A 23,102-nucleotide genomic window follows, 5' to 3' on the forward strand; every position below is an offset into this window, starting at 1 on the left:
GACTGGCGGTGGGTCACGGGAGGCAATGGTGCGGATGCGGCTGTCGAGCGCTGATATGAGTCGCGCATGACCGAGCGCATCCTGGTCACCGGTGCCACCGGCTATATCGGCTCCCGGCTGGTCGCCGAACTGGTGGCCGCCGGTCACCAGGTGGTGGCGAGCAGCCGCGCCCCCGACCGGCTCAGCGCCTTCGGCTGGTACGGCCAGGTGACCACGACGTCGCTGGATACCCGCGAACCGGATTCCGTCGCAACGCTTTTCCAGCGGTCCGGGCCGATCGACGTGCTCTACTACCTGATCCACGGCATCGGTGAACCGGGCTTTCGGGACGCCGACAACGCGGCCGCTCGCCGGGTCGCCGAAGCGGCCGCACGCTCCGGTGTCCGCCGCATCGTCTATCTCGGCGGGTTCGTGCCCGACGTACGCAACCTGTCCGAGCACCTGGCCGGGCGCGCGGAGGTGGCCGAGGCACTGACGATTGCCGGTGGCGCCGAGGTGGTCTGGCTGGGGGCCGGGGTGATCATCGGTGCCGGCTCGACCTCGTTCGAGATGCTGCGTTATGTGGGCGACCGGTTTCCGCTGTTACCGCGCCCGCCGTGGCTGGACAACCCGATCGACCCGATCTCCATCCGCGATGTGCTGCACTATCTCACCGCCGCGGTGGACCCCGCGCAGGTGCCCGCCGGCGCCTACGACATCCGCGGCCCGCAGACCGTGCGGTACCGGGATCTGCTGGCGGCTTACGCCCGGGCGAGTGGCACCCGGCAGTGGCGGTTGCCCGCACCCGGGTTACCGACGGCCGTGGCGTCGCGGGTGTCGGCGCTGGCGCTCCCGGTGCCCGGCGGCCTTGCCGCGGATCTCACTGCGTCCCTGGCACATCCGATGAGGGCGGCCGGATCCGGATTACGCGAACTGGTGCCCGACCCGCCCGGCGGGCTGCTCACCATCGAGGATGCCATCGGCCGGTCGGTGGCCACCCGGACCCGGCGGCCCGTCGACAGGCTCGCCGACCCGCACCATCTGGCCGACACCGATCCGCCGTGGGCCGGTGGTGACGTGTCGCGTATCCGTGAGCTGACCCCACCGGTCGCGCGTCCCGCCCTGGCCCTGCTGCCGCTGCTGCCCGGCCCGGCCACCGCCGCGCTGCGCACCGGCATCGACCTGCTGGCCGACCTCATCCCGGCGGAGAGATGGGGATGATTCCGCCGCCCTGGCGGGCCGCGGCTCCCGCGGCCGAGGAGACGCCGCCGGTGGTGCGCCGCCGGCGCATCGCCGTCGTCGGGGTGCTGGTGATCGGTGCTGCGCTACAGGCATATTCGCTGAGCCGGCATCCGGGGGACAGTTCCTTCTACGTGTTGACCCTCGTCATGGCCGCGGTCTGGACGGCGGGTGCGGTGTCATCCGGCCCGCTGCACCTGGGCCGGCTGCCCGGCAGCGGGCGCCGCCCGATAGTGCTCGGCGTCGGTGTCGGGCTGGGACTCGGTGCGGTGTTCGTGGTGGGCGGGCTGATCGCACGGCTCATCCCGCCGGTGCGCGACTATGTCACCGCCGTACTGGAATTCGCCGATCACGGCCCGCTACTGCTGGTCGTGTTCATCACCGTCGTCAACGGGGTGGCCGAGGAACTGTTCTTCCGCGGCGCACTGTACAGCGCGCTCGGCGGGCGCAGCCCGGTGTTGATCTCCACCGCGGTCTACTTCGTCGCCGTGATGGCGGCGGGCAACCCGATGCTGGGCTTCGCCGCCATCCTGCTGGGTGCGGCGTGTGCGCTGCTACGGCGGCTGACCGGCGGGGTGCTGGCACCGATGCTGACCCATTTCTGCTGGGGGTTGGTCATGGTGCTGGCGCTGCCGCCGATCTTCGGGGTTTAGCCGCTGAGCGGGTTTTCCACCTCGTCGCGGGGCATCTGCGCCGCAATCCAGGCCGCCAGGCCGATCAGGACCGGCACCACGCCGGCGACCATGAAGATGGCCTCCATGGACACCACCTTCGACAGCGGCCCGACGATCGCGAACGAGACCGGCATGAAGGCCAGTGACACAAAGAAATCCAGGCTCGACACCCGCCCGAGCATCGCCGTCGGGACCCGGCGCTGCAGCAGCGTGCCCCAGATGACCATGCCGGCACCGTCGGTCACCCCGACGATGAACGACGCCAGCGCCATCCAGCCGAACGACCATGTGGTGCCGATGACCACCAGCGGCAGCGACCCCAGTCCCCACATCGCCATCATCACCGTGAGGTAGCGCCGTGGCAGCCGGCGTGAGGACACGGCAAGCGCGCCGAATGCGCTGCCGACGCCGAAGAATGCCAGGATGAAACCGTATGTCCGGGCGCCCTCGGTGAACCGCTGCTGGGCGATGAAGGGCAGCAGCACCTCGATCGGGCCGAGCACCACCAGCACGAAGATGCTCGCGAACAGCAGTGTCGCCAGCAGCCACGGTGTACGGACCACGAAGGTGAAACCGTCACGCAGATCTCGCAACACGTGCGGCCGATCGCCGTCGGGTTCCGCGGTGGCCGGCGAGCGGGTGGCCACCAGCAGCGCCAGACCGACCGCGAACAGCACCGCGACCACGACGGCACCGACCGAGGGCATGGTCGCGCCGACCACGATGCCGGCGACCGCGGGCCCCACCGCCCGCTGGAACACCGGCCGCACGACACCCTCGACGCCGTTGGCGGCCAACAATTGTTCCGGCGGCAGAATGCGCGGCAGGATCGCGCTGTAGGCCGGGAAGAAGAACGCCGCGGCGATGCCGAGCGTGCCCGCGGTCACGGCCAGGTGCCAAACCTTCAGCAGCCCAAGCGAACCCAGTATCGCCACTACGGTGACCGCGACGACGTTGACCGTCTCGACGGCGATGATGATGCTGCGCTGATCGAGCCGATCGGCCGCGATACCGCCGACCAGCACGAAACCCACCAGGCCGGCACCCAAACAGGTTGCCACCAGCGACAGCGATGTCGGATTGTTGTCGAGTTCGATGACCTGCAGGGCCATCACCACCGCCCACATGCCCTCGGCGAAGATCGACAACGACACCGCGGTGATCAGCAGGCGGTACTCGCGGTGTCTGAACGGTGCGAGTACCCGCCAGCCCGAGCGCTCGAGTTGTGTACTCACACGGTCGATGGTGACCGATCGGGCACCGGCGAATCCACTTATTTTCCGGCGTGACTAACTGTCGGTGAAGCTGGCCCGACGTCGCTGTTGGAAGGCCTTGGTGCCCTCCTGGAAATCGTCGGAGCGCAACAGCAGGAGCTGCCCCTCGCGCTCGCGCTCCAGGGCCGCCTCGAGTTCGGTCAGGGTGGCGGCGTTGACGGCCTGCTTGGTCTTGCGCAGGGCCACCGCCGGCCCGGTCGACAGGGTGGTGAGCACCGTGGCGACCTCGTCGTCGAGCGCCTCGGGCGCGTGCACGGAGGTCACCAAACCCCAGTCGTAGGCCTCGGCCGCGGTGATCCGCTCGGCCAGCAGCGCCATCCGCTGGGCCCTGATGCGCCCGATCGCCGCCGCGATCAACGCCGAGGCGCCGCCGTCGGGCATCAGCCCGATCTTGGTGAAGGCGAGCATGAAAAATGCGTTCTCCGAGGCCAATACGATGTCCGAGGACAAGGCCAGCGAGACTCCGACACCGGCGGCCGGGCCCTGCACCACCGCGACGACGGGTTTGGGCAGCGCGACGATGGACCGCACCGCCCGGTTGGCGGCATCCAGCACCGACTCCGGACCGCCGGTGGCGTGACCGGCGGTGTCCTCTTCGCTGATCCCGGCGCCGGAGCTGAATCCCCGTCCGGCGCCCGCGAGCTTGACCACCCGCACCGCGGGATCGCTGGCGGCCCGTTCCAGCGCGTCGCCGATCCCGTCGAGCATGGCCTCGGACAACGAGTTCAGGCTGTCGGGCCGGTTCAGAGTCAGTGACAACACGCCATCGGAAAGCTCGACGAGCAGAGAATCGATGCTGCGATAGGTCATGGACACGTCCTCAGGTTAGACCGGGTGGCCCCCGGCTGGTTCGACCTGGTTATACAAGTAAGCTATGTCGGCGGTCAACTACTCAGTACTCGACAAGACACTCAACGACGAAGGACGGTCGGTATGACGGGACCACTGCACGGATTGCGCGTTGTCGAATTGGCCGGTATCGGCCCCGGCCCGCACGCGGCGATGATCCTCGGCGACCTGGGCGCCGAGGTGGTGCGGGTGGACCGCCCGTCCGCCGCCAACGGCCCGGCCAAGGACGCCATGCTGCGCAACCGGCGCTCGGTGACCGCGGATCTCAAATCCGAACAGGGCCGCGAATTCGTGCTGAACCTGGTCAGCAAGGCCGATGTGCTCATCGAGGGCTTCCGCCCCGGGGTGACCGAGCGGCTCGGACTGGGTCCGCAGGATTGCGCCGAGGTCAACGAGAAACTGATCTATGCCCGGATGACCGGCTGGGGACAGACCGGTCCGCGCGCCCAGCAGGCCGGCCATGACATCAACTACATCTCGCTCAACGGGGTGCTGCACGCGATCGGCCGCAAGGGCGAGCGGCCGGTGCCGCCGCTGAACCTGGTCGGCGATTTCGGTGGTGGCTCTATGTTCCTGCTGTTGGGCATCCTGGCGGCGCTGTGGGAACGGCAGACCTCGGGCAAGGGCCAGGTGGTCGACGCCGCCATGGTCGACGGTTCCAGTGTGCTGATCCAGATGATGTGGGCGTTCCGCGCACAAGGGTTGTGGAGCGACGAGCGCGGCACCAACATGCTCGACACCGGCGCTCCCTACTACGACACCTACGAGACCGCCGACGGCAAGTACGTCGCCGTCGGTGCGATCGAGCCGCAGTTCTACGCCGAACTGCTGGACAAGCTGGGCCTGGACCCGGCGTCGTTGCCCGCGCAGAACGACATGGCGCGCTGGCCGGAACTGCGGGCCGGCTTCACCGAGGTGTTCAAAACCAGGAGCCGCGACGAGTGGGCGCGGATCTTCGCGGGTTCGGATGCCTGTGCCACACCGGTGTTGGCGTTCGGTGAAGTGCTCACCGAACCGCACCTCGCCGAACGCGACACCTTCTACGAGACCGGTGCCGGGCTGCAGCCGATGCCCGCGCCGCGCTTCTCGCGCAGTCGCCCAGCGCAACCCACGCCGCCGCCGGTGGTCGGCGCGGACAACGACACCATCCTCGACGAATGGGCCGACGAGCGAGCCTAGGAACCGGGTAACGACCCCGATAGGAAGGAAACACACCAAGTGGAAATCAAGGATTCCGTAGCGGTTGTCACCGGCGGGGCTTCGGGCCTCGGCCTGGCGACCACCAAGCGGCTGCTGGATGCCGGCGCGTCGGTGGTGGTCATCGATCTCAAGGGGGAGGAGGTGGTGGCCGGGCTGGGTGAGCGGGCCAAGTTCGTCGCCGCCAATGTCACCGACGAGGCGGCCGTGTCCGGGGCGCTGGACGTCGCCGAGTCGATGGGGCCGGTGCGCATCAACGTCAACTGCGCCGGGATCGGTAACGCCATCAAAACCCTTGGTAAGGAAGGCCCGTTCCCGCTGGACGGTTTCCGCAAGGTGGTCGAGGTCAACCTGATCGGCACCTTCAACGTGCTGCGACTGGCCGCCGAGCGGATCGCGAGGACGGAGCCGCTGGAGGACGCCAACGGCTCGGCGGAGCGCGGCGTCATCATCAACACCGCGTCCGTCGCGGCCTTCGACGGCCAGATCGGTCAGGCCGCGTACTCGGCGTCCAAGGGCGGTGTCGTGGGATTGACGCTGCCGGTGGCGCGCGACCTGTCGCGCAGCCTGATCCGGGTGGTCACCATCGCCCCCGGCCTGTTCAAGACCCCGCTGCTGGGCTCGCTGCCGGAAGAGGCGCAGCGCTCCCTGGGGCAGCAGGTGCCGCATCCGGCGCGGCTGGGCGACCCGGACGAGTACGGCGCGCTGGCCGCGCACATCGTGGAGAACCCGATGCTCAACGGTGAGGTGATCCGCCTGGACGGCGCCATCCGGATGGCGCCGCGATGAGCGCTTGCGCGAAGAGCATTCAACTGCAGATGAGCGCTTGCGCGAAGAGGAGAGGGCACCGATGAGCGCTTGCGCGAAGAGCCGAGAGGACAGCTGATGGCACTCAAGACGAAGTTCACCGAGGCGTTCGGTGTCGAGCACCCGATCGCCCAGGGTGGCATGCAGTGGGTGGGCCGCGCGGAACTCGTTGCGGCCGTGGCCAATGCGGGCGGCCTGGGGTTCATCACCGCACTCACTCAGCCCACCCCGGCGGATCTGGCCAACGAGATCGCCAGGACCAGGGACCTGACCGATAAGCCGTTCGGGGTGAACCTGACCATCCTGCCGGCGATCAATCCGCCGCCCTATGACGAGTACCGCCAGGTGATCGTCGACGCGGGTGTCAAGATCGTCGAGACCGCCGGCTCCAATCCGGCCCCGCACCTGCCGATGTTCCACGACCACGGCATCAAGGTGTTGCACAAGTGCACCTCGGTGCGCCACGCGGTCAAGGCGCAGTCCCTCGGTGTGGACGGCATCAGCATCGACGGGTTCGAATGCGCCGGCCATCCCGGCGAGGACGACGTGCCGGGCCTGGTGCTGATCCCGGCTGCGGCGCGGGAGATCGAGATCCCGATGATCGCCTCGGGTGGCTTCGGGGATGCCCGTGGTCTGGTGGCGGCGTTGGCGCTGGGTGCTGACGGCATCAACATGGGCACCCGGTTCATGTGCACCGTGGAGTCCTGTATCCACCAGAACGTCAAGGAGGCCATCGTGGCCGCCGACGAGCGTGGCACCGAGCTGATCTTCCGCAGCCTGCACAACACCGCCCGCGTCGCGAGCAACGCGGTGTCACGCGAGGTGGTGCAGATCCTCGCCGACGGTGGTCAGTTCGAGGACGTCAAGGATCTGGTGGCCGGGGTGCGTGGCCGCAAGGTGTTCGACGACGGCGACATCGACGCCGGCATCTGGACCGCGGGCACGGTGATGGGCCTGATCCACGACATCCCGACGGTGGCCGACCTGATCGGCCGCATCGTCGGCGAGGCCGAGGACATCATCACGGGACGGCTGGCCGAGATGGTCGTCATCGACAGGCGAGAGATCGGCGAGGAAGAGAAGGCGTCGGCTTAAGTCCGGGGCGGGGGATTCTGGGCGGGACGAGACAACCGCGCGGCCGGACAACGGTGTCCGGTCGCGCGGTTTCGCGGTGTTGCGGGCCGGAACCCGGACGCCAGAACGCCGCCGAGGCAAGCCTCAGCGGCGTCGTGGTGCTAGGAGGGACTGCGGCGTTCAGACCGCTGCAGCGAGGTCGGGGAACTGCTCGGAGGTGTCACCCTCGACGAGGACATCCCCGTGGTACAGGGCGTCAAAGTCGACTTTGATGACATCGGCACTGGTGTCGTCGATCCACATGTCAGTGAGCGTATGGGTCACGCTTAAGGAATCTTTGAGTCACGATTCTGAAAACCTTGGCAATTCTTACCGCCGGGTAGGTTCACGATGTTTGCGGGTCGCCCGGCTGATCTTGTTGCTCCACCGTCAAGACGGTCGTGAACTGCTGCTTTACGGTTCGCCGGGAGGTCCGCCGCGTCCGCGCCGCGTGTGCCGGGGCGTCCGAGTGCATCCCGAGCGGCAGCAAACGTTACTTCTGAGTTCTACTCGGCAGTAAGGCCGGCGGTTACCAGAGTGGCCGCTGTGGCCAATGGGTCTGACCTGCACGGCATTGAACCCGACCGCGTTCTCCGTCGTGATCAGGACAACGATTGACGCACCCGACTTACCGTTGTTAACTTAACGGCGATATGCAACGGAGGGGAAACCGCAATGCTGAACCGAATCGCACTTCTCGCGATCGCCGCGCCACGGCGGGTGCTGGTGTTGTCCGCTCTGGTCATGGTCGCCGCGGCGATCTTCGGCATCCCGGTCGCCAAGAGCCTGTCCGCCGGCGGGTTCCAGGACCCGACCTCGGAGTCGGCCCGCGCCACGCAACTGCTCACCGACAAGTTCCACCAGGGCGATATGCAGCTGATCATCACGGTCAGCTCACCCGACGGTGTCACCAGCCCTTCCGCGACGGCGGTCGCCAGGGAGATCATCGACACGCTCGGCCGATCACCGCATGTCGCGCAGGTGACCTCGGCATGGACGGTGCCTGCCGGTCCCGGTCCCGGTCCGAGCGAAGCGGCGGGCAATGATCCCGCGAGCGGGGACCTGGTGAGCAAGGACAAGACCTCGGGTCTCATCGTCGCCGGGATCACCGGCGGGGAGAACAACGCCCAGAAGTACGCCAAGGAGCTGTCCGACTCGCTGACGGACGTCACCGACGGCCGGCCCGGCGTGACGATCAAGACCGGCGGCACCTCGATGGTGTATGCCCAGATCAACGCGCAGACTGAACGTGACCTGCTGCTGATGGAATCCATCGCGATCCCGCTGAGCTTCCTGGTGCTGGTCTGGGTGTTCGGCGGGCTGGTGGCCGCCGCGCTGCCGATGATCGTCGGCGCGATGGCCATCATGGGCACCATGTCGGTGCTACGGCTGATCACGTTCTCCACCGACGTGTCGATCTTCGCACTGAACCTGTCCACCGCGATGGGTCTCGCCCTGGCCATCGATTACACGCTGCTGATCATCAGCCGGTACCGCGATGAGCTCGCCGACGGGCAGCCGCGCGACCGCGCGCTGATCCGGACCATGGCGACGGCGGGGCGCACGGTGCTGTTCTCGGCGACGACGGTCGCGCTGTCGATGGCGGCCATGTTGCTGTTCCCGATGTACTTCCTCAAGTCGTTCGCCTACGCCGGCGTGGCGACGGTGGGCTTCGCGGCGCTGGCGGCGATCGTCGTTGCGCCGGCGGCGATCTGGCTGCTCGGCGAGCGGCTCGACGCCCTCAGTGTCCGGTGGGCGTTCCGTCGGATCGTGGACCCGTCACCCAAGCCGGTAGAGGAACAGTTCTGGTACCGCTGGACGGGCGTGGTGATGCGCCGCGCCATTCCTGTCGGCCTGGCCGTGGTCGCGCTGCTGGTGCTGCTGGGTGCGCCGTTCCTCGGCGTCAAGTGGGGCTTCCCGGACGATCGCGTGCTGCCCGCCTCCGCCTCGGCGCGCCAGGTCGGTGACCAAATGCGCAACGACTTCACCGACAACTCGGCCACGGCGGTGACCGCCGTCATCCCCGATGCCGACGGGCTCACCCCGGCCGAATTCGACCGCTACGCAACCGAACTGTCGCGGGTCGCCGACGTGTCGTCGGTCTCCAGCCCGACCGGAACATTCGTGGACGGCCGCAGAGTCGGTCCCGCCGGGCAGGCCGGCGTCGCCGAGGGCAGCGCGTTCCTCACCGTCGGCAGCACGGCGCCGCTGTTCTCGGACGCCTCTGAACGCCAACTCGACGCGTTGCACGCCGTCGCCGGGCCGGACGGGCGCACCGTCGAGCTCGGCGGCATCGCGCAGATCAACCGCGACAGCGTCACCGCCATCACCACCCGGTTGCCGTGGGTGCTCGGCGTGATCGCGGTGATCACGTTCGGCCTGCTGTACCTGCTCACCGGCAGCGTCGTACTGCCCTTGAAAGCGCTTGTGCTCAACGTCCTTTCGTTGACCGCCGCATTCGGTGCGCTGGTGTGGATCTTCCAGGACGGCCATCTGTCCGCGCTGGGCACCACACCGACCGGCACCCTGGTGGCCAATATGCCGGTGCTGCTGTTCTGCATCGCGTTCGGACTGTCCATGGACTACGAGGTGTTCCTTGCCGCCCGCATCCGGGAGTACTGGCTGGCGCTGGACGGCCCGGGGCGCCAGCGAAATGACCGGGCGGTGGCCCTCGGGCTGGCCCGCACCGGCAAGGTCATCACCGCCGCAGCCCTGGTCATGTCGATCACCTTCGCCGCCCTGATCGCGGCGCAGGTGTCGTTCATGCGGATGTTCGGGGTCGGGCTGACGCTGGCCGTCCTGGTTGACGCCACCCTGGTGCGGATGGTGCTGGTGCCGGCGTTCATGCACGTCGCCGGCCGGTGGAACTGGTGGGCGCCCAAACCGCTGGTCTGGCTGCACGAGCGGATCGGGATCAGTGAATCGGGCCCGGAATCGGAGCGGCGTGAACCCGTGACCGCGGGTGTGACGGACACTGGTCAACGTGGTTGAAGCACTGAAACGCCGCCGCGCTGCGCGCGGCTCGGGTGACCAGTTGCGCGAGGAGATCCTGGACGCGACCACCGATCTGCTGCTGGAAACCGGACACGCCAAGTCGGTGTCGATCCGTGCCGTGGCCCAGCGGGTCGGGATCACCCCGCCGTCGATCTACCTGCATTTCGCCGACAAGGACGCGCTGCTGGACGCGGTGTGCGCTCGCTATTTCGAGAAGCTCGACGAGGAGATGCAGCGGGTCGCGGTCGACCAGACCTCCACCATCGAGGTGTTGCGGGCCCAGGGACTGGCCTATGTCCGGTTCGCGCGGCAGACGCCGGAGCTCTACCGCATCGCGACGATGGGCGAAGGCAATCCGGGCAGTGATGTCGACGTGACGCTGGCCAGCTCGGCGTTTCAGCACATGCGGGCGTCGATCGAGGCGCTGATGGCCGAAGGCGTTTACCCGCAAGGGGATTCGACCGCCGCGGCATTGGAGCTGTGGGCCGCCGTGCACGGCGTCGCGGCGCTGCTCATCGCCAAGCCGTATCTGCCCTGGGGTGACGTGGAGGCGTTCACCGACCGGGTGTTGAGTGCGGTGTGCTGCGGACGGATCGTGTACGGAATCGTCGGGCCGGATGCCACTCCGGAGGAGACCATCGCGAAGTTGCAGGAGTTGAGATGACCAGGACCAGCAAGGAGCCGGAGGCGGATCGCGTATGAGTGACACGGTGCAGAACCCGTTCTTCGCGCGGCTGTGGACCGTGATGTCCGGCCATGAACCCGAATCACTGCGCCGACTGCGGGTGGAAAACCTTGCCGGGTTGACCGGCCGGGTGCTCGAGGTCGGCGCCGGTACCGGCACCAACTTCGCCCATTATCCCGCCGGGGTCACCGAGGTGGTCGCCATCGAACCGGAACCGCGGCTGGCCGAGATCGCGGCCAGGGCCGCCCGGTCGGCTCCGGTGCCGGTGACCGTCAGCACCGACACGGTCGAGGACTATGCCGCGGACCAACCGTTCGACGCCGTGGTCTGCGCTTTGGTGCTGTGCTCGGTCGGCGAGCCGAACGACGTTCTGCGGCATATCTTTTCGATGCTCAAGCCGGGTGGACAGTTGCGATACCTGGAGCATGTCGCCAGCACCGGAGCTCGGGCCTCGCTGCAGCGGGTGGCCGACGCGACGGTGTGGCCGCGCCTACTGGGTAACTGCCACACCCATCGTGACACCGAGGCCTCGATCGCCGGTGCGGGATTCGCGGTATCCCGGTCCCGGCGAGAGCAGGCCCTACCGGCGTGGGTGCCGCTGCCCGTCACCGAGCTGGCGATCGGACAGGCGACACGGTCGTGAGCGTTGCGCGAGCGTGAGCTTGTGAGCGACCTCGGGCCGGACCTTCGCGCACAAGTGCACGCTGGGCGGCTTTGAGCCGTCAGCCCAGCAGGGCTGGCAGCCGCTGCAACAGGCCCGGCAGCGCGACCGCGGCGGGCTCGCGCACCACGGCGGTGGCCGCCGCCGACAACGGGGTGGCTTGCGGATTCACCTCGATGACGGGAATCCCGTTGGCCAGCGCCGCCTCGGGCAGGCCCGCGGCGGGGTAGACGATCGACGAGGTGCCCACCACGATCACCACATCGGCGCCGGCCACCGCCTGCACCGCGGCGTCCCAGGCGTCGTCGGGCAGGCCTTCGCCGAACCAGACCACATCGGGCCGGATCAGGCCGCCGCAGGCGCAGTGCGGCGGCTCGACGACCTCCACCGGTTCCGGCATCGCCGGCAGCTCCCCGGTGAACGGCATTTGGCAACGATCGCAACGGAATTCGAACAGGCTGCCGTGCAGGTGGTGCACCCGGGAACTGCCGGCCCGCTCGTGGAGGTTGTCGACGTTCTGGGTGGCGATGTGCACGTCGGCGTAGTCCTCCCACGCCGCGACGGCGCGGTGACCGTTGTTGGGCTGCACCGCGTCCATCAGGTAGTGCCGCCACAGGTACCAGGCCCACACTTTCTCCGGGTGCCGCTGCCAGCCCTCGCTGCTCGAGATTTCGTACGGGTCGACCTTCGCCCATAAACCCGTCTCGACGTCGCGGAACGTCGGGACACCGCTCTCGGCGGACATGCCCGCTCCGCTGAGCACCGTCACCTGCACCCCACCAAAGTAGCCGGTGTGGGCAATACTGGGCACATGGCCGGGTTGGGGGATTGGGTCAGGCTGGACGCGCAGGGGGCAAGCCCATTGTTCGACCAGCTGCGCACCCAGATAATCGATGGGGTTCGGGACGGGCGGCTGGAGCCGGGAACACGGCTGCCGACGGTGCGCGATCTGGCCGGGCAGGTGGGGTTGGCGGTCAATACCGTCGCGCGCGCGTACCGGGAGCTGGAGACCGCGGGGGTTCTCGAAACGCGGGGCCGCTTCGGCACATTCGTGGCGCGGGTGGATCCGGCGGATGCCGCGATGGCGGCCGCCGCGCACGCGTTCGCCGAGGCGGCCCGCCAGGTGGGCCTGGGCAAGTCCGAGGCGCTGCGCTACCTCGACACCGCCTTCGGCTGACCGTTAGGGGCCGCGCCAGCGCAGCACGTCCAATGCGACGGCGACGTCGACGCTGCATTCGGCCAGCGGGCGGGGCAACAGCTCGTCGGCGCGGGCCAGCCTGCGCAGCAGGGTGTTGCGGTGCGCGTACAGCCGGGCCGCCGCGCGTGAGGCGTTGCACTGCTCGGCCACGAAGATGCGCACGGTGTCGTGCAGTTCCGGGTGCGCGGATTCGAAGTCGCCCAGCACCCGGTGCACGAACTCCGCGGCCCGATCGGCGTCGGCGGTGATCAAGGCGACCAACTGGATGTCGGTGAACAACGCCAGCTGCTGCGGTGAGTGCAGGCGCGCCATCATCTGTTGAGTGGTGATGGCGTCGAAATGGCTGCGCCGGAAACCGTCGATGCCCTCGCCCGCCGGGCCGATCGCCACCCGGATATCGGGTGCGGTGCGCACCACCTCGAGCAGGGCGGCGATGTCGGTGCGACCCGATCCTGGTGCCCACACCCATCGGGTGGCGGTACTGGCGAACACGCTGAGCACCCGAGGGCTGCCGCACGCCTGTCCGAATGCCTCGGCGACCCCGTCCAACAGCGACAGATCCCCGTCGGACCGCACGCTCCAGATCACCGCCGCGGTATGGGCACCCGTCAACGCGTAACCGAGGCGGGCCTCCGCACGCCGGCGGGGGATGGGGGCCCCGTCGAGCAGCAGTGCGACCGTCTCGCGCCGCTCGGCGTGCGTGCCCAGGGTTAGTTCGTCGCGGTCCAGCTCGATCTGGGCGTCGATACCCTGCAGCGTCGCCTCGATGAACGTGCTGATGGACAGGGAACAGATCTGCAGCATCTCGTGCAACTCGGCCGGTTCGGAGGTGAGCTCGAAGGCGATCTCCATCAGGCGTCGCCAGGCGAAGCCCTCGCCGACGCGGTAGGCGTCGGAGGGGAACGCGTTGATGCCGCGGCGCACCAGTTCGCGGGCGATGGCCAGCGGCTCCGGTCCGGTGTTGGGCGGTACGGGGGCGCCGGGATCGCGCACGTTGGCGGTCGCCCAGAAGTAGAGGTTGGCGCGGTTGCTGCGGCTGACCGCCGCGGCCAGCTCGGGGTCGGCGGCGATCACCGGGCTGGCCGCCAGCACCGCGGCGTCGAACTCGTCGAGCCATTCCGGCCGGGAGTTGACGACGATCTGGGCGCAATGCCGGATCAGCTCGCGAACCGGTGGTGATGGCGTCTTCCACTCCACCCGGCCAGCCTACTGATGTGGTGCAGACTGCACACTAGGAATGCGAGTATGGAGCATTTTGGCCTAGGTCTGCCCGGTACGCTCGGGGACCATAGAGACATGACTCACACCGAACACCTCGACGTGCTGATCGTCGGCGCCGGCATCTCGGGTATCGGCGCCGCCTACTATCTGCAGCGGGAGCACCCCGGCCGCAGCTACGCCATCATCGAGGCGCGCGGCGCCACCGGCGGCACGTGGGACCTGTTCCGCTATCCGGGCATCCGGTCGGACTCCGACCTGCACACCTTCGGCTACGAGTTCAAACCGTGGCGCGACGAGCATGCCATCGCCACCGCCGACAAGATCCTGGACTATCTGCGCGAGACGGTGGCCGAGAACGGGATCGACCGCCGGATCCGGTTCCACCACAAGGTGATCGCCGCGGCATGGCAGAGCGCGGACTCGCGCTGGGTGGTCGATATCGAGCGCGACGGCGAGCTGATCCAGATCTCGGCCAATTGGCTGTTCTGTGCCGGCGGCTACTACCGCTACGACCAGGGCTACACCCCCGAGTTCCCCGGCCGGGAGCGGTTCACCGGCCAGGTGGTGCACCCGCAGCACTGGCCGCACGATCTGGACTACACCGGCAAGAAGGTCGTCGTGATCGGTAGCGGCGCCACCGCGGTGACGCTGATCCCCGCGATGGCCCCGACCGCCGGACACGTCACCATGCTGCAGCGCTCACCCACCTACGTGATGCCGGTCCCGGCCAAGGACGGCTTCGCCAACGTCGCCAAGAAACTGTTGGGCGACAAACGCGGCTACGCCCTCACCCGGCGCAAGAACATCCTCAAACAGCGTTCGGTCTACGTCTTCTGCCAGAAGTACCCGCGGGCCGCCCGCAAGCTGATCCGGTACATCAACACCAAACAGTTGCCCGCCGGGTATCCGGTCGACGAGCATTTCAACCCGAGCTACAACCCGTGGGATCAGCGGCTGTGCGCGGTACCCGACGGCGACCTGTTCAAGGCGCTCGGCGACGGCAGCGCCTCGGTGGTCACCGACCGGATCGCCACCTTCACCGAGAACGGCATCGCGCTGGAGTCCGGTCGTGAGCTGGAGGCCGACATCATCGTCACAGCAACGGGTTTGCAGGTCCAGCTGTTCGGCGGGGTGCGGCTCACCGTGGACGGCGTGCCGGTAAATCCGGCGGAAACCGTTGCCTACAAAGGCATCATGCTCTCCGGCGTGCCCAACTTCGCCTTCGCGTTCGGCTACACCAACTCGTCGTGGACGCTCAAGGTCGGGCTGCTGTGCGAGCACTTCTGCCGGTTGCTGTCATACATGGACGCCAACGGTTTCGACGCCGTCCGCCCGGAATTCGCGGACCCGGCCATGAAAACGCTGCCGCTGATCGACTTCGGTGCCGGCTATGTCAGCCGCAGCGCCGCCGAACTGCCCCGCCAGGGGGCGAGCGGCCCGTGGCAGATGACGATGAACTACACCGCCGACGCCGAGACACTACGCAACGGCCCGGTGACCGACCCGCACCTGCGGTTCAGCACGAGCGTCACCGCGGCAGAACCGGTCGTCGCTCGATGACCGATCGGTACTGCCTGCTGCCGGGTGGGAACCGGGTCTGCTACCGGGTCGACGGCGGTCCGACGGGACAGCCACTGGTGCTCATCGCCGGCCTCACGCTGGATCTCACCTCCTGGCCGGCGGAGATGGTCGACGGCCTGACCGGGCTGGGCTTCCGCGTGATCAGGCTGGACAACCGCGACGTCGGGCAGTCGACCTGGGCCACCACCGCGCCGCCGGGGAGGCTGCGTCAGCTCACCCGCCGCCCGCGTGCCGACGGGTACGACCTGGGCGACATGGCCGGCGACGTCGTGGCCCTGCTCGACCACCTCGACATCGACCGGGTGCACCTGGTGGGGATGTCGATGGGCGGGATGATCGCCCAAACGGTCGCCGCCCGGTACCCCGACCGGGTGCTGACCCTGACCTCCATCTTCTCGACGACCGGAGCGCCGGATGTCGGGCAGCCCGCCTTCTCGACGCTGGCATTGCTGGCCAGGCGAGCGCCGCGGACCAAGCAGACGTTCATCGACCGGCATATCACGATGATGAAACATCTTGCCGGGACGGGCTTTCCGTTGGATGTCGAGGCGGCGGCCGACTACGCCGGCGGGGCGTGGGACCGGGGACCGGGCCCCTGTGCCGGCGCCGGGGTGGCGCGCCAGATCAACGCGATCTTCAAATCCGGAGACCGCACCGCCGAGCTGGCCCGGATCACCGCGCCGACACAGGTCGTGCACGGCGACCGGGACCGGATCGTGCATCCCAGCGGTGGCGCCGCCACCGCGGCCGCGATCCCGGCAGCCCGCCATCTCACGATCCCGGGCATGGGCCATGACCTGGCTCCCGGGTTGATCGGCCGCCTGGTGGCGGTGATCAGCCAGAACGCGGCCCGGGCCGAGTCAGCCGAACTCCAGCAGGGTGGTCACCCCGCGCAGTGAGTCCAGCACCGGAAGCCGGTGCGCGGCCCAGATCAAGGTGTTCACCACCCGGCCGCGCCCCGGCTGCAGCGGGACATCGTGCACGGCGCGGACACCGGGCACGGTGTCGGCCAACGCCGCGGCCTGGGCGACCGACAGGCTGAACGGCATCGGCGGAACCCGGTAGCGCCACGACGGCCGCAGCAGGCCGTTGCGGGACCCCCAGGCGAACCAGTGCGGCGGCAGGTCGAACATCATCCGCCCACCGGGGAAGCGCTGCGCGCAGGCGGTGATCAAGCCGAGCGCCTCGTCGGGTTGCAGGTACATCAACAGACCCTCCGCGGTGATGAACACACCGTCGTCGGGGTCTGAGCTCGATGTCGCCGCCGGAGCGGCTCCGACCTGATCCATCCAGCTGTAGTCCAGAGCTGATTGTGCGCACACCCGGACCCGGTCCGACGGCGGCAGCAGCCTCTCGCGCAGTGCCACGATCGGCGGCAGATCGACGGTGAGCCAACGGAATCGGTGGCCGACGTCGGAGGCGTCGATGCGGTAGAAACTGGTCTGCAGCCCTTCGGCGAGGGCGACGACGGTGGCGGCGGGATGTTCGCGAAGATAGTCGCGGGTGGCGGCGTCGAAGGTGAGCGCGCGCAGCGCCATGTCCTGGCGCCGGGACGGCCCGAACTTGGCGAAGTCGAAGTCGATGGCGTCGACGAGGTCGATCGCCACCGGATCGTCGAGGATCGCATCGGGCCTGCGGGCCTCGTTGGCGCGGACTTGCAACGTCAACAGCGCCGTCTCGGAAACCCCGGTCAGCGCCGAGCCGTCGATCTTCTCCGAAGTCACGCAGCCGAATCTACCCAGGCCCGGTCAGCGCAGCACTTTGTCCAGCGTGCGCAGGTTGCGGGTGGTGGTCGACGACTTGTAGCGCTTCTTGCCCATGGTCTTGCCGATAGCGGAGTCCAGCGTCGCCGAACGGGCCACCTGCCAGTACAGGACTCCCTCGCCTCGTGCGGCCGTTTCGCCGGCATCGGCCGCCAACGCGGCGAGCTCGTCGAGCACCGCGTCGTCGCTGACGAAGGTGACGTAGGAGTGGTGCTCGGCCACCTCGCGTTCGAACGGGTAGTTGGCGCTGATGTCACGCAGTGTGTCCAAGTCGTAGGCCAGTACCCAGGCGTCGTATCCGAACGCCTTCCGTAATGCGGTCTCCGCCGTGCTGCGCACCGTTTCTACCCTGGAGTTGCTGTCCAGCAACACATTTCCACTCGCCAGCACCGTCTTGACATTGCCGAAGCCGGCGTCGGTGAGCACCGAGGCAACCTCGGCCATCTTCAGGTTCACCCCGCCGACGTTGACCCCGCGCAGGAAGGCGGCATAGCGCGTCACGGGACAATCCTGGGCAGAGCGGCCATCGTCTCGATGGTATCGACGTACCCTCGTCGCATGGGCCGTTTGGTTTTCGATGACAAGCTGTTGGCGCTGATCAGCGGGAACTCGCTGGGGGTGCTCGCCACGATCAAATCCGACGGCCGACCACAGCTGTCCAACGTGTCGTATCACTTCGATCCGCGCGCGGTCGCCATCCAGGTGTCGATCACCGAGCCGCGGGCCAAGACACGAAACCTGCGCCGCGACCCGCGGGCGTCGCTGCTCGTCAGCTCCGACGATGGTTGGTCCTATGCGGTCGCCGAGGGCGATGCCATCCTGACGCCGCCGGCCGCCGATCCGCACGACGACACCGTCGAGGCGCTGATTGCCTTGTACCGCAACATTGCCGGTGAGCACCCGGATTGGGACGACTATCGCCGGGCGATGGTCGAGGATCGCCGGGTGCTGCTCACCATCCCGATCTCCCATCTGTACGGGATGCCGCCCGGTCTGCGCTGAGTCGTTTAGGCTGGCCACATGGCCGAGAAACCGGAAGAAGACGACACCAAGCGCAAGTTCCGGGAGGCGTTGGAACGCAAGAAGGCGCAATCGTCGGCGGGTGCGGCGCGCACCGACGGCGGCCGCAAGCAGGCCCGCGCCCATGGCGCGGCGGAGAACCGTCGGGAGTTCCGCCGCAAGAGCGGTTAGCGTGCGAGGCTGCGCGCCGCCGCCAGCGCGGTGAGCAGCACCGCCACGCACAGCACGCCGGGGCCCTTCAGTCCCCAGCCGACCGAGGCCAGGGTGGCGGCACCGGCGACGCAGAGCAACGTCCCCACCGTGGCGCTGCGCGCCGCGGTGACGGTGCCGCCGTCCCAGTAGGGCAGTGGATTGTTCTCCAGCGGGCGCAGCGCGACGAACAGGACGGCGACCACGGCGGCCATGATCACCAACTGGGCGATGCTCAGCGCGACGAAATGCGGTTGCCCGGGATAGCGCGGCAGCCCGAGTTGGTCGAACAGCAGATGCATGCCGAGCAGCGCGGGCATATGCCACAGGTACAGGGTCATCGCCCCGCTGTTGCCGATCGCGGTCAGCCACCACACCCGGGGCCGGCGGGCCCACCGAGTGATCGCGGGCGCCGCGGCGATCGCCAAGGCGCACATCATGATTGCGTGTCCCGCCATCAGCAGCGACGGCGGCGCCATGTTCTTCAGGTGTTGCCCATCGATGCCGACCAGGCTCAGCTCGTACGGCCCGAACCGCAGCAGGGCCATATTGGCGGCCAGCATCGTCACACCCAGCACCGCGGCTGCGGACGGACCTAGCAGGCCCCGCCGGTAGGCCACTCCGAACAGGCCCGGCAGCAGCCACGCCGTCAGGTTCGCATACCCCAGCCAACCCAGCCCCGGGTCGTCGAGGCGCACCGCGTCGACCACCGCGACGAACCCGTAGCCGAGCGCCACCGCGCCGGCGAGCCGGGCCGTGGTGGTGATCCGGGTCAGCAGCGGAACGGCCGCGAGCACAAGGACATACGCGCCCAAGAACCACAACAATTGGGTCGAGATACCGGCGATCGGCTCGTAGACGTGCACCGGCACCGTGCGGTGCAGCACCATCAGCGCGACCGCCCAGAACGCCAGGTAGTAGAAGACCGGCCGGTACAACCGGGTGCAGCGCTTCAACAGCCAGCCGCCCCAATCGCCGTGATAGGTCTGGACAGACCCGGCGACGCCGGCGAAGAAAAACAGCGGCATGATCTGGAACACCCAGGTCAGAGCCTGGAAGACGGCCGAGGTGGTGAGCAGGTTGTCCCAATGGAACACCTCGTCGGTGATGATGCTGGTGGCCATCACGGTGTGTCCGGCGATCACGCCGAGCAGGGACACGATGCGGATGACGTCGAGGGCGCGATCGCGGTCGGGCGGGGTGGCGCTGGCGACCTCGGCGACGGAGGGAAACGCGGTCACGGGCATGGCTCGACGCTAAGCCGGGCACACCCGTACCGCCTGAGTAGAACCACTCAAACCCCGGCGACTTGTGGAGCCGCAGCCGGACTCAGTCCGGCTGCGGCTCCACAAATCACACGCCGGCGGGGGTATCGCGGCGTTCCTGCACCAGGATGGCCGCCAGGCACAGCACGGCCAGCACCCCGACCGCCGTCGCGAACACCTCGCCGGCGGTGCGCAACCCCCAGGCGTGCGCGGCCAGGCCGGCGCCCACCACGGGCAGCGAGATGGCCACGTACGCCACCACGAAGTAGGTCGAGCTGACCTCGGCGCGGCGCTCGGTTGGAACCTGCTCGACGATGGCGGCCAGGCCCCGGCTGAAGCTGATGCCCTGCCCGGTGCCGGCAATCAACGCCGCCACCAGGATGCCGACCAGCGACGAAAGCCGCAGCGCCACAACCAGAATCGCCATGCCCAGCACCAGGATGGCGCACCCTGCCGCGACTGCGCGCGCCGGGGTGATCCGCCGGCCCAGCAGCTGTGCTACTGCCGAGGCGACGAAGATCGACGCCGCAATCGCGCCGCCGACGGCATGGTTCCCGATGCCCGCGACATTGGCCACGAACGACGGCGCCACCGAGGTGAACAAGCCCGTCACGGCGAAGCCGGCGAACGCAGCGGTGGCGGCGGTCAGGAACACGGCCCGTGCCTCGGCGGGGATAGACAACCGCTGGAAGCCGATCCGGCCGGTGCGGTCGGAGGTCTCCGGGACGATCAGGACCGCTGCGATCGCCAGTACCACGAGCGCGATGTGCACCACGAACGGCACCACCAGCGGGTGGGGGACGTACTGCACCAGCAGTCCGGCCAGGATGGGCCCGCTCCCCAGGCCGCCGATGTTGGCGACCGTCGCGACCATGGCGCCGCGCTCACGCTCCGCGGCGGGCAGCGCTTCCACCACGGCGGCGGTCGCAGTTCCGGTGAAGATACCCGCCGACAGGCCGGACAGCAGGCGTCCCACCAAGAGCACGGGCACGCTGTCGGAGAAGAGGAAGACAACGGCGCTGGCCAGCGCGAACGCCAGACCGCCGAGCAGTACCGGGCGCCGCCCGATCGCGTCGGACCAGCCGCCGACCACGAGGAGGGCGCCGAGCACACCGATGGCGTAGGCGGCATAGACGATCGTGGTGGTGAGCACCGCGAAATGCATCTGCGCCGCATAGAGCGCGTACATCGGCGTCGGCAACGTGGTGCCGAGCATGACGGCGGCGAACGCGAAGGCCAGCAGCGGAAAGGCCAGACGGCGGCGGGTGCTCACTCGCGTGAACAACGCCGCCGCCGCCATGGGTAATCCGGTACCCGTTGTGATACTCGCTAATGCACGATGGCCTTCTCCGCGCCGACACCGGTGAGCGAACGCACCTCCATCTCGGCGTCGATTTCCGGATTGCCCCTGTCCTTCGATGTCAGGGTGCCGACGATGCCGAGTAGGAAGGCCAGCGGGATGGACACGATGCCGGGATTGGCCAGCGGGAACCACGCGAAGTCGGCACCGGGGATCATCGCGGTCTTCGAGCCCGAGACGGCGGGGGAGAAGACGATCAGCACGATGGTCGAGATCAGCCCGCCGTACATGCTCCACAGCGCGCCGCGGGTGTTGAACCGGCGCCAGTACAGCGAGTACACGATGGTGGGCAGGTTGGCCGCGGCGGCCACCGCGAAGGCCAGTGCCACCAAGAAGGCGATGTTCTGCCCGTTGGCCAGGATGCCCAAGCCGATGGCCACCAGGCCGAGCACCACCGCGGTGATCCGGGAGACCCTGACCTGCTCCTCCTCGGTGACCTTGTGGCCCTTGAGGACACTGGCATAGACGTCATGCGCGAAGGACGCCGACGCCGTGATGGTCAGGCCGGCCACCACCGCCAGGATGGTGGCGAACGCCACCGCCGAGATGATGCCGAGCAGCACCACGCCACCCAGTTCCAGGGCCAGCAGTGGGGCCGCCGAGTTCTGCCCGCCGGCCGCCGACAGGATGCGGTCCGGTCCGACGATCGCGGCGGCGCCGTAGCCCAGCACCAGGGTGAACAGGTAGAAGGCGCCGATGAGGGCGATCGCCCACACCACCGAGCGACGGGCCTCCTTGGCCGTGGGCACGGTGTAAAAGCGCATCAGCACGTGCGGCAGCCCCGCGGTACCCAGCACCAGCGCCAGCCCCAGCGACAGGAAGTTGATCTTCGATTCCGTCGACCCGCCGTATTGAGCGCCGGGAGCCAGCACGTCGCGGCCGGCCACGCCCGTGGTGGTGGCGTCGGAGACGGCCGACTGGGCGGCGCCGAGGATGTCGGAGAAGTTCAGCCCGAACTTGGCCAGCACCATGACGGTCATCAGGCCGGCACCGGTGATCAGCAGGACGGCCTTGATGATCTGCACCCAGGTGGTGCCCTTCATGCCACCGACCAGGACGTAGACGATCATCAGGATGCCGACGACGGCGATCACCAGCGACTGGCCCGCCTTGCTGTGCACGTTGAGCAGCAGGGCGACCAGGCCGCCGGCGCCGGCCATCTGGGCCAGCAGGTAGAACAGCGACACCGTCAACGTCGTGGTGGCGGCCGCCAGCCGGACCGGCCGTTGCTTGAGCCGGAAGCTCAGCACGTCGGCCATGGTGAACCGGCCGGTGTTGCGCAGCAGTTCGGCCACCAGCAGCAGGGCCACCAGCCAGGCCACCAGGAAGCCGATCGAGTACAGGAACCCGTCGTAGCCGTATACCGCGATGGCCCCGGCGATGCCCAGGAAACTGGCCGCCGACAGATAGTCACCGGCGATGGCGATGCCGTTCTGTGGTCCGGAGAAAGCACGGCCGCCGGTGAAGAACTGGTCGGCGGACTTGTTGTTACCGCTGGCGCGGATCACCACGTACATGGTGACGGCGACGAACAGACCGAAGATGGCGATGTTGGCGACCGGGTTGCCCACCGACTCGGCCGCGGCGACGAGGGTGGTCACTTCGCCGGGCCTTCCATCTCGGACCGGATGGCCGCGGCCCGCGGATCCAGCTCACGGTTGGCGAACCGCACGTAGATGCCGGTGATGAGGAAGGTGGTGACGAACTGCCCCAGACCGAGCAGCAGCCCGACATTGACATTGCCGAACACCTTGGTGGCCATGAAGTCGTGGGCGAAGGCACCGAGCACCACGTACAGCCCGTACCAGATGAGGAAGAACGCCGTCATCGGGAACACGAAGCGCCGCAGCTTGCTGCGCAGCTCCTGGAACTCGGGGCTGTCCTGCACGTGCAGGAACTCGGCGCCCGTGGGGGCGGGCGGACTGTCTGTTGTGGGCACCGGTGACTCCTCGAGGTCGACTGTGAACCAGCTTGGAGTCGAACATAAATGAGATGTGAGTCACACGGGTATGGTCGGCGCCGAAGCTTCTGGC

Annotated in this window: 24 protein-coding genes; 13 read left to right on the forward strand and 11 right to left on the reverse strand. The window is 68.3% G+C overall.

Annotated elements, in window-relative coordinates:
- The first annotated feature begins 66 nt into the window (after positions 1-66).
- Together AWB94_RS02335 and AWB94_RS02340 are read left to right on the forward strand one after the other, a co-directional pair.
- The gene (locus tag AWB94_RS02335; RefSeq protein ID WP_062658842.1) at positions 67-1,200 is read left to right on the forward strand and encodes an NAD(P)H-binding protein; all 1,134 of its coding nucleotides are present in this window, start codon (positions 67-69) and stop codon (positions 1,198-1,200) included.
- The gene (locus AWB94_RS02340; RefSeq protein WP_062658903.1) at positions 1,197-1,871 is read left to right on the forward strand and encodes a CPBP family intramembrane glutamic endopeptidase; all 675 of its coding nucleotides are present in this window, start codon (positions 1,197-1,199) and stop codon (positions 1,869-1,871) included. The genes AWB94_RS02335 and AWB94_RS02340 overlap by 4 nt, the downstream gene beginning before the upstream one ends.
- Here AWB94_RS02340 and tet(V) read toward each other — a convergent pair.
- Together tet(V) and AWB94_RS02350 are read right to left on the reverse strand one after the other, a co-directional pair.
- Positions 1,868-3,127 carry a tetracycline efflux MFS transporter Tet(V) gene (gene tet(V), locus AWB94_RS02345; RefSeq protein WP_062658843.1) on the reverse strand — a complete coding sequence of 420 codons (1,260 nt, stop codon included), beginning with the start codon at positions 3,125-3,127 and terminating at the stop codon, positions 1,868-1,870. The genes AWB94_RS02340 and tet(V) overlap by 4 nt on opposite strands.
- A 54-nt stretch (positions 3,128-3,181) precedes the next feature.
- A complete protein-coding gene (locus AWB94_RS02350; RefSeq protein ID WP_062658904.1) occupies positions 3,182-3,976 on the reverse strand; it encodes an enoyl-CoA hydratase in 795 nt (264 codons plus the stop codon).
- Positions 3,977-4,099: 123 nt separating this feature from the next.
- Between AWB94_RS02350 and AWB94_RS02355 the strand changes: the two genes are divergently transcribed.
- The 3 genes from AWB94_RS02355 (at position 4,100) to AWB94_RS02365 (ending at position 7,114) form a co-directional block, all read left to right on the forward strand.
- Positions 4,100-5,194 (forward strand): CaiB/BaiF CoA transferase family protein, encoded by a 1,095-nt coding sequence (locus AWB94_RS02355; RefSeq protein WP_062658844.1) that lies wholly within the window; start codon positions 4,100-4,102, stop codon positions 5,192-5,194.
- Between the two features lie 39 nt (positions 5,195-5,233).
- The gene (locus AWB94_RS02360; protein WP_062658845.1) at positions 5,234-6,001 is read left to right on the forward strand and encodes a 3-hydroxyacyl-CoA dehydrogenase; all 768 of its coding nucleotides are present in this window, start codon (positions 5,234-5,236) and stop codon (positions 5,999-6,001) included.
- Positions 6,002-6,097: 96 nt separating this feature from the next.
- Positions 6,098-7,114, forward strand: coding sequence for an NAD(P)H-dependent flavin oxidoreductase (locus AWB94_RS02365; protein ID WP_062658846.1), 1,017 nt, complete (start codon positions 6,098-6,100; stop codon positions 7,112-7,114).
- A gap of 159 nt (positions 7,115-7,273) precedes the next feature.
- On the opposite strand, the gene AWB94_RS36025 is transcribed toward AWB94_RS02365, so the two are convergent.
- Entirely contained in the window at positions 7,274-7,396 is a 123-nt protein-coding gene (locus AWB94_RS36025; RefSeq protein ID WP_090363461.1) for a hypothetical protein, read from the reverse strand.
- Between the two features lie 411 nt (positions 7,397-7,807).
- On the opposite strand from AWB94_RS36025, the gene AWB94_RS02370 reads away from it, so the two are divergent.
- From AWB94_RS02370 to AWB94_RS02380, 3 genes are read left to right on the forward strand one after another with little or no spacing between them, the layout of a single operon-like run.
- Positions 7,808-10,123 (forward strand): MMPL family transporter, encoded by a 2,316-nt coding sequence (locus tag AWB94_RS02370; protein ID WP_062658847.1) that lies wholly within the window; start codon positions 7,808-7,810, stop codon positions 10,121-10,123.
- Positions 10,116-10,790 (forward strand): TetR/AcrR family transcriptional regulator, encoded by a 675-nt coding sequence (locus AWB94_RS02375; protein ID WP_234811585.1) that lies wholly within the window; start codon positions 10,116-10,118, stop codon positions 10,788-10,790. Before AWB94_RS02370 ends, AWB94_RS02375 begins: the two co-directional genes overlap by 8 nt.
- 34 nt (positions 10,791-10,824) lie before the next feature.
- Entirely contained in the window at positions 10,825-11,454 is a 630-nt protein-coding gene (locus AWB94_RS02380) for a class I SAM-dependent methyltransferase (protein ID WP_062658849.1), read from the forward strand.
- Positions 11,455-11,533: 79 nt separating this feature from the next.
- Here the strand turns inward: AWB94_RS02380 and AWB94_RS02385 are convergent, their stop codons facing one another.
- Positions 11,534-12,247 carry an NAD-dependent deacylase gene (locus tag AWB94_RS02385; RefSeq protein ID WP_201029602.1) on the reverse strand — a complete coding sequence of 238 codons (714 nt, stop codon included), beginning with the start codon at positions 12,245-12,247 and terminating at the stop codon, positions 11,534-11,536.
- A gap of 36 nt (positions 12,248-12,283) precedes the next feature.
- Between AWB94_RS02385 and AWB94_RS02390 the strand changes: the two genes are divergently transcribed.
- Positions 12,284-12,649, forward strand: coding sequence for an Rv1152 family transcriptional regulator (locus AWB94_RS02390; protein WP_062658850.1), 366 nt, complete (start codon positions 12,284-12,286; stop codon positions 12,647-12,649).
- A 3-nt stretch (positions 12,650-12,652) separates the two neighbouring features.
- On the opposite strand, the gene AWB94_RS02395 is transcribed toward AWB94_RS02390, so the two are convergent.
- A complete protein-coding gene (locus tag AWB94_RS02395; protein ID WP_062658851.1) occupies positions 12,653-13,867 on the reverse strand; it encodes an Rv1453 family transcriptional regulator in 1,215 nt (404 codons plus the stop codon).
- A gap of 99 nt (positions 13,868-13,966) precedes the next feature.
- Here AWB94_RS02395 and AWB94_RS02400 point away from each other — a divergent pair, with 99 nt between their 5' ends.
- Positions 13,967-15,451 carry a flavin-containing monooxygenase gene (locus tag AWB94_RS02400; protein ID WP_062658852.1) on the forward strand — a complete coding sequence of 495 codons (1,485 nt, stop codon included), beginning with the start codon at positions 13,967-13,969 and terminating at the stop codon, positions 15,449-15,451.
- On the forward strand, positions 15,448-16,371 hold the full coding sequence (locus tag AWB94_RS02405) for an alpha/beta fold hydrolase (RefSeq protein WP_062658853.1): 924 nt from the start codon (positions 15,448-15,450) through the stop codon (positions 16,369-16,371). Before AWB94_RS02400 ends, AWB94_RS02405 begins: the two co-directional genes overlap by 4 nt.
- On the opposite strand, the gene AWB94_RS02410 is transcribed toward AWB94_RS02405, so the two are convergent.
- Positions 16,333-17,196 (reverse strand): class I SAM-dependent methyltransferase, encoded by an 864-nt coding sequence (locus AWB94_RS02410; RefSeq protein WP_062658854.1) that lies wholly within the window; start codon positions 17,194-17,196, stop codon positions 16,333-16,335. The two genes, AWB94_RS02405 and AWB94_RS02410, sit on opposite strands and share 39 nt — an antisense overlap.
- 24 nt (positions 17,197-17,220) lie before the next feature.
- Positions 17,221-17,736 carry a DUF1697 domain-containing protein gene (locus AWB94_RS02415; RefSeq protein WP_062658855.1) on the reverse strand — a complete coding sequence of 172 codons (516 nt, stop codon included), beginning with the start codon at positions 17,734-17,736 and terminating at the stop codon, positions 17,221-17,223.
- A 57-nt stretch (positions 17,737-17,793) separates the two neighbouring features.
- On the opposite strand from AWB94_RS02415, the gene AWB94_RS02420 reads away from it, so the two are divergent.
- Both AWB94_RS02420 and AWB94_RS34930 read left to right on the forward strand, forming a co-directional pair.
- Entirely contained in the window at positions 17,794-18,237 is a 444-nt protein-coding gene (locus AWB94_RS02420; protein ID WP_062658856.1) for a PPOX class F420-dependent oxidoreductase, read from the forward strand.
- 18 nt (positions 18,238-18,255) lie between these two features.
- Positions 18,256-18,426, forward strand: a complete 171-nt coding sequence (locus tag AWB94_RS34930; RefSeq protein ID WP_165605384.1) for a DUF5302 domain-containing protein — start codon at positions 18,256-18,258, stop codon at positions 18,424-18,426.
- On the opposite strand, the gene AWB94_RS02425 is transcribed toward AWB94_RS34930, so the two are convergent.
- The 4 genes from AWB94_RS02425 to AWB94_RS02440 form a co-directional block, all read right to left on the reverse strand.
- Positions 18,423-19,691, reverse strand: a complete 1,269-nt coding sequence (locus AWB94_RS02425) for an acyltransferase family protein (protein ID WP_062658857.1) — start codon at positions 19,689-19,691, stop codon at positions 18,423-18,425. The two genes, AWB94_RS34930 and AWB94_RS02425, sit on opposite strands and share 4 nt — an antisense overlap.
- Before the next feature lie 106 nt (positions 19,692-19,797).
- Positions 19,798-21,009, reverse strand: a complete 1,212-nt coding sequence (locus tag AWB94_RS02430; protein WP_062658858.1) for an MFS transporter — start codon at positions 21,007-21,009, stop codon at positions 19,798-19,800.
- Positions 21,010-21,038: 29 nt separating this feature from the next.
- Positions 21,039-22,670: a monocarboxylic acid transporter gene (locus AWB94_RS02435; RefSeq protein ID WP_062658859.1), complete on the reverse strand. Its 1,632-nt coding sequence runs from the start codon at positions 22,668-22,670 to the stop codon at positions 21,039-21,041.
- A complete protein-coding gene (locus AWB94_RS02440) occupies positions 22,667-23,008 on the reverse strand; it encodes a DUF485 domain-containing protein (RefSeq protein ID WP_062658860.1) in 342 nt (113 codons plus the stop codon). Before AWB94_RS02440 ends, AWB94_RS02435 begins: the two co-directional genes overlap by 4 nt.
- Positions 23,009-23,102: the final 94 nt, after the last annotated feature.

This window comes from Mycolicibacterium canariasense, assembly GCF_002101555.1.
GTDB classification, from domain to species: Bacteria; Actinomycetota; Actinomycetes; order Mycobacteriales; family Mycobacteriaceae; genus Mycobacterium; species Mycobacterium canariasense.

Excerpts from the sequence above, each read along its gene's own strand:
- AWB94_RS02420 (WP_062658856.1), top strand. The coding sequence starts at position 17,794 with ATGGGCCGTTTGGTTTTCGATGACAAGCTGTTGGCGCTGATCAGCGGG.
- AWB94_RS02350 (WP_062658904.1), bottom strand. The coding sequence starts at position 3,976 with ATGACCTATCGCAGCATCGATTCTCTGCTCGTCGAGCTTTCCGATGGC.
- AWB94_RS02335 (WP_062658842.1), top strand. The coding sequence starts at position 67 with ATGACCGAGCGCATCCTGGTCACCGGTGCCACCGGCTATATCGGCTCC.
- AWB94_RS02365 (WP_062658846.1), top strand. The coding sequence starts at position 6,098 with ATGGCACTCAAGACGAAGTTCACCGAGGCGTTCGGTGTCGAGCACCCG.
- AWB94_RS02380 (WP_062658849.1), top strand. The coding sequence starts at position 10,825 with ATGAGTGACACGGTGCAGAACCCGTTCTTCGCGCGGCTGTGGACCGTG.
- AWB94_RS02405 (WP_062658853.1), top strand. The coding sequence starts at position 15,448 with ATGACCGATCGGTACTGCCTGCTGCCGGGTGGGAACCGGGTCTGCTAC.
- AWB94_RS02430 (WP_062658858.1), bottom strand. The coding sequence starts at position 21,009 with ATGGCGGCGGCGGCGTTGTTCACGCGAGTGAGCACCCGCCGCCGTCTG.
- AWB94_RS02425 (WP_062658857.1), bottom strand. The coding sequence starts at position 19,691 with ATGCCCGTGACCGCGTTTCCCTCCGTCGCCGAGGTCGCCAGCGCCACC.
- AWB94_RS02370 (WP_062658847.1), top strand. The coding sequence starts at position 7,808 with ATGCTGAACCGAATCGCACTTCTCGCGATCGCCGCGCCACGGCGGGTG.
- AWB94_RS02390 (WP_062658850.1), top strand. The coding sequence starts at position 12,284 with ATGGCCGGGTTGGGGGATTGGGTCAGGCTGGACGCGCAGGGGGCAAGC.
- AWB94_RS36025 (WP_090363461.1), bottom strand. The coding sequence starts at position 7,396 with ATGTGGATCGACGACACCAGTGCCGATGTCATCAAAGTCGACTTTGAC.
- AWB94_RS02340 (WP_062658903.1), top strand. The coding sequence starts at position 1,197 with ATGATTCCGCCGCCCTGGCGGGCCGCGGCTCCCGCGGCCGAGGAGACG.
- AWB94_RS02355 (WP_062658844.1), top strand. The coding sequence starts at position 4,100 with ATGACGGGACCACTGCACGGATTGCGCGTTGTCGAATTGGCCGGTATC.
- AWB94_RS02400 (WP_062658852.1), top strand. The coding sequence starts at position 13,967 with ATGACTCACACCGAACACCTCGACGTGCTGATCGTCGGCGCCGGCATC.
- AWB94_RS34930 (WP_165605384.1), top strand. The coding sequence starts at position 18,256 with ATGGCCGAGAAACCGGAAGAAGACGACACCAAGCGCAAGTTCCGGGAG.